Source organism: Collinsella sp. CLA-ER-H7 (genome assembly GCF_040092345.1).
Taxonomy (GTDB): Bacteria; Actinomycetota; Coriobacteriia; order Coriobacteriales; family Coriobacteriaceae; genus Collinsella.
In genome coordinates this window covers 1-5,102 of the sequence record NZ_JBBNLT010000024.1, presented here as the reverse complement: position 1 = coordinate 5,102, position 5,102 = coordinate 1, and the positions used below count along the sequence as shown (strand labels likewise).

Annotated in this window: 3 rRNA genes; all 3 read left to right on the top strand. The window is 63.9% G+C overall.

What is annotated here, in order from left to right:
- Positions 1–1,422: ribosomal RNA gene (locus AAAX75_RS09950) — 16S ribosomal RNA — on the top strand; the annotation flags it as partial.
- 398 nt (positions 1,423–1,820) lie between these two features.
- Positions 1,821–4,796, top strand: a 23S ribosomal RNA gene (locus tag AAAX75_RS09945).
- A 149-nt stretch (positions 4,797–4,945) separates the two neighbouring features.
- Positions 4,946–5,061, top strand: a 5S ribosomal RNA gene (gene rrf / locus AAAX75_RS09940).
- Positions 5,062–5,102 lie beyond the last annotated feature (41 nt).

Below are 5,102 nucleotides of genomic sequence, written 5' to 3'. Positions count from 1 at the left end.
GAAGCGAGTGGCGAACGGCTGAGTAACACGTGGAGAACCTGCCCCCTCCCCCGGGATAGCCGCCCGAAAGGACGGGTAATACCGGATACCCCGGGGTGCCGCATGGCACCCCGGCTAAAGCCCCGACGGGAGGGGATGGCTCCGCGGCCCATCAGGTAGACGGCGGGGTGACGGCCCACCGTGCCGACAACGGGTAGCCGGGTTGAGAGACCGACCGGCCAGATTGGGACTGAGACACGGCCCAGACTCCTACGGGAGGCAGCAGTGGGGAATCTTGCGCAATGGGGGGAACCCTGACGCAGCGACGCCGCGTGCGGGACGGAGGCCTTCGGGTCGTAAACCGCTTTCAGCAGGGAAGAGTCAAGACTGTACCTGCAGAAGAAGCCCCGGCTAACTACGTGCCAGCAGCCGCGGTAATACGTAGGGGGCGAGCGTTATCCGGATTCATTGGGCGTAAAGCGCGCGTAGGCGGCCCGGCAGGCCGGGGGTCGAAGCGGGGGGCTCAACCCCCCGAAGCCCCCGGAACCTCCGCGGCTTGGGTCCGGTAGGGGAGGGTGGAACACCCGGTGTAGCGGTGGAATGCGCAGATATCGGGTGGAACACCGGTGGCGAAGGCGGCCCTCTGGGCCGAGACCGACGCTGAGGCGCGAAAGCTGGGGGAGCGAACAGGATTAGATACCCTGGTAGTCCCAGCCGTAAACGATGGACGCTAGGTGTGGGGGGACGATCCCCCCGTGCCGCAGCCAACGCATTAAGCGTCCCGCCTGGGGAGTACGGCCGCAAGGCTAAAACTCAAAGGAATTGACGGGGGCCCGCACAAGCAGCGGAGCATGTGGCTTAATTCGAAGCAACGCGAAGAACCTTACCAGGGCTTGACATATGGGTGAAGCGGGGGAGACCCCGTGGCCGAGAGGAGCCCATACAGGTGGTGCATGGCTGTCGTCAGCTCGTGTCGTGAGATGTTGGGTTAAGTCCCGCAACGAGCGCAACCCCCGCCGCGTGTTGCCATCGGGTGATGCCGGGAACCCACGCGGGACCGCCGCCGTCAAGGCGGAGGAGGGCGGGGACGACGTCAAGTCATCATGCCCCTTATGCCCTGGGCTGCACACGTGCTACAATGGCCGGTACAGAGGGATGCCACCCCGCGAGGGGGAGCGGATCCCGGAAAGCCGGCCCCAGTTCGGATTGGGGGCTGCAACCCGCCCCCATGAAGTCGGAGTTGCTAGTAATCGCGGATCAGCATGCCGCGGTGAATGCGTTCCCGGGCCTTGTACACACCGCCCGTCACACCACCCGAGTCGTCTGCACCCGAAGTCGCCGGCCCAACCGTCAAGGGGGGAGGCGCCGAAGGTGTGGAGGGTGAGGGGGGTGAAGTCGTAACAAGGTAGCCGTACCGGAAGGTGCGGCTGGATCACCTCCTTTCTAGGGAGATAAATCTTCTAGAGAGATCAACTTAACTCGAATAGAGGGCAGGAGCCCGTCCGGTAGATGTCGCCCGGAGTAAGTCCCCGCAGCACCCGGTCCCCGGGGTCGCACCCGCGTACCTTGAGAGCCGCATAGCGATAGGAGAGAGATGGAAGAGTATCCTCTTCCAGACTCGATTCTTTTCTGCGATTTAAAGACAGAATGATAGCAATCATTCATCCGATCCAAACAAGAAGAATTCACTTATATATGAGTGAGGAGCATCTGATCGCGAGCACAGTTCAACTACTGTGCCGCGGTATGAGATACCCGAATTGCGACATACGAGCGCTATTCATGATATCGATTAATTTTTATTAGCGACACGTGGATATCCCGCGGGCCCGAGAGCGGTCCCGCAAGATACCACGGGCGCACGGCGGATGCCTTGGCACAGGGAGCCGATGAAGGACGCGGCAAGCTGCGATAATCCCCGGCGAGGAGCACACATCCTTCGACCCGGGGGTCTCCGAATGGGCGAACCCATCCACAGAGGTGTGGATATCCCCGGCCCGAACACATAGGGCCGGGGAGGACAACCCGGGGAACTGAAACATCTAAGTACCCGGAGGAGAGGAAATCAATCTCGAGACTCCCCGAGTAGCGGCGAGCGAAAGGGGACCGATGGCCAAACCGTCGAGCGGGCATACCCGGCAGGGGTTCCGCCGGCGGGGTTGCAGGGCCGCGCATCCGGGGGCTGCCGCCCCCGGGCGCAGGTCCGGCTGGGGAGCGGAACGGCATGGGAGGGCCGGCCGCAGCGGGTGACAGCCCCGTACGCGAACCCAGACCGGACGGCGCGACGCGGTCCCTGAGTAGGGCCGGGCACGTGAAACCCGGTCCGAACCTGGGTGGACCACCATCCAAGCCTGAGTACTACCCTGTGACCGATAGCGCACCAGTACCGTGAGGGAAAGGTGAAAAGCACCCCGGGAGGGGAGTGAAACAGTACCTGAAACCGTGCGCCCACGAGCAGTCGGAGCACCTTTATGGTGTGACGGCGTGCCTTTTGTAGAATGAGCCAGCGAGTCGCTGGCGCGGGGCGAGGTTAACCGAAAGGGAGCCGGAGCGAAAGCGAGCCTTAACAGGGCGACTTGAGTCCCGCGCCGCGGACGCGAAGCCGGGTGAGCTATCCGTGGGCAGGCTGAAGCGGGGGTAAGACCCCGTGGAGGGCCGAACGCACGTCGGTTGAAAACGGCGGCGATGACCTGCGGATAGGGGTGAAAGGCCAATCAAACCCGGAGATATCTCGTTCTCCCCGAAATAGCTTTAGGGCTAGCGTCGCGCGTTCACCGCCGGAGGTAGAGCACCGGATGGACGAGGGGGCTTCGCCGCCTACCGAATCCAACCGAACTCCGAATGCCGGCGGCCCAGAGCGCGGCAGTCAGAGCATGTGGGCTAAGCTGTGTGCTCGAGAGGGAAACAGCCCGGACCGCCCGCTAAGGTCCCCAAGTTCCAGCCGAGTGGCAAAGGATGTGCGTCCGCCCAGACAACCAGGATGTTGGCTTAGAAGCAGCCATACATTCAAAGAGTGCGTAACAGCTCACTGGTCGAGTGGACATGCGCCGACAATACACGGGGCTAAGCTGGACACCGAAGCGGCGGGATTTTAATTCATTAGAATCGGTAGGGGAGCTTCCCATGGGCGGAGAAGCCGGAGGGCGACCGACGGTGGAGCGCATGGGAGTGAGAATGCTGGCATGAGTAGCGAGAGACGAGAGAGTAACTCGTCCGCCGTGAACCCGAGGTTTCCTGGGCAAGGCTAATCCTCCCAGGGTCAGTCGGGGGCTAAGGCGAGGCCGGTAGGCGTAGCCGACGCGCAGCAGGCAGACATTCCTGCACCGCGCACGCGGCGCTACGACCGACGGGGCGACGGATGGGGGTGGCTCGGCGGGGTTCTGGACGTCCCCGTGATGGAGCGCGGCCCGCGGACCAGGGAAATCCGGTCCGCATCAAGGGCGAGGCTCCGGACGAAGCGATTGAGCGAAGCGAGTGAGCCCGAGGTCCCTAGAAAAACCCCTAGGCAGGCGCGTGCGCGCCCGTACCGCAAACCGACACAGGTGGGTGGGTAGAACATACCGAGGCGATCGGGTCAACCATGGTCAAGGAACTCGGCACAATGGCCCCGTAACTTCGGGAGAAGGGGTGCCCGCGCGTACGTGAACCGGCTCGCCCGGGGAGCGGAGGCGGGCCGCAGTGGAGAGGCCCAAGCGACTGTTTACCAAAAACACAGGACTCTGCAGAAGCCGCAAGGCGACGTATAGGGTCTGACGCCTGCCCGGTGCCGGAAGGTCACGCGGAGGAGTTAGCCGTCTCGGCGAAGCCCCGAAGCCAAGCCCCGGTAAACGGCGGCCGTAACTATAACGGTCCTAAGGTAGCGAAATTCCTTGTCGGGTAAGTTCCGACCTGCACGAAAGGCGCAACGACTTGGGCGCTGTCTCGACCATGGACCCGGTGAAATTGCACTGGTCGTGAAGATGCGACTTACCCGCGGAAGGACGGAAAGACCCCGTGAACCTTCACTGCAGCTTGGCATTGGCCGCTGGTCCCGCGTGTAGAGGATAGGCAGGAGGCACAGATCCGGAGGCGCCAGCCCCCGGGGAGCCGCCCTTGGAATACTGCCCTCGCGCGACCGGCGTCCTAACCCGAGGCCGTCAACCGGCTCGGGGACCGTGCCAGGCGGGCAGTTTGACTGGGGCGGTCGCCTCCTAAAGGGTAACGGAGGCGCGCGAAGGTCCGCTCGGGACGGTCGGCAACCGTCCTTTTGAATGCAAGAGTACAAGCGGGCTTGACTGCGAGGCCCACAAGCCGAGCAGGTGCGAAAGCAGGCTCTAGTGATCCGGCGGCCCCGAGTGGGTGGGCCGTCGCTCAACGGATAAAAGGTACTCCGGGGATAACAGGCTGATCTTGCCCAAGAGTCCACATCGACGGCAAGGTTTGGCACCTCGATGTCGGCTCATCGCATCCTGGGGCTGGAGCAGGTCCCAAGGGTACGGCTGTTCGCCGTTTAAAGCGGTACGCGAGCTGGGTTCAGAACGTCGTGAGACAGTTCGGTCCCTATCCTCCGTGGGCGCAGGAGAATCGATGGAGGCTGCCCCCAGTACGAGAGGACCGGGGTGGACGCACCTCCGGTGAACCGGTTGTCGACCAACGGCACGGCCGGGTAGCCGCGTGCGGCGCGGATAACCGCTGAAGGCATCTAAGCGGGAAGCCGTTCCAGGGATTAGTTCTCCTTCCGGTAAGGGCCCAGGTAGACTACCTGGTCGATAGACGGCAGGTGCAAGGACGGCGACGTCCTCAGCCGAGCCGCACTAATCGCCCGAGCTCTTCCGGAACCGCACCTCGCGGCCCGCGGGACCCAGCGCTCAGAAGCGCGGTCCGGGCACGAGGATGCCCCCGAGTCACCTCCCCTATGCGCCATGCGGCCCCCAGGGCACGCGATATCGACCCAGGACACCGAAGATACGGTGGGCGCCGCCCACCGGTCAGCGGCCAGAGCATGGGGGGCACGCCCGGTCCCGTTCCGAACCCGGAAGCTAAGCCCCATCGCGCCGAGAGTACTGCGGGGTCAGCCCGTGGGAGGCCAGGGCGCCGCTGACCGGTGGACGGCACCGAGCCGTACGCTTGAACTGAGAAGGGGG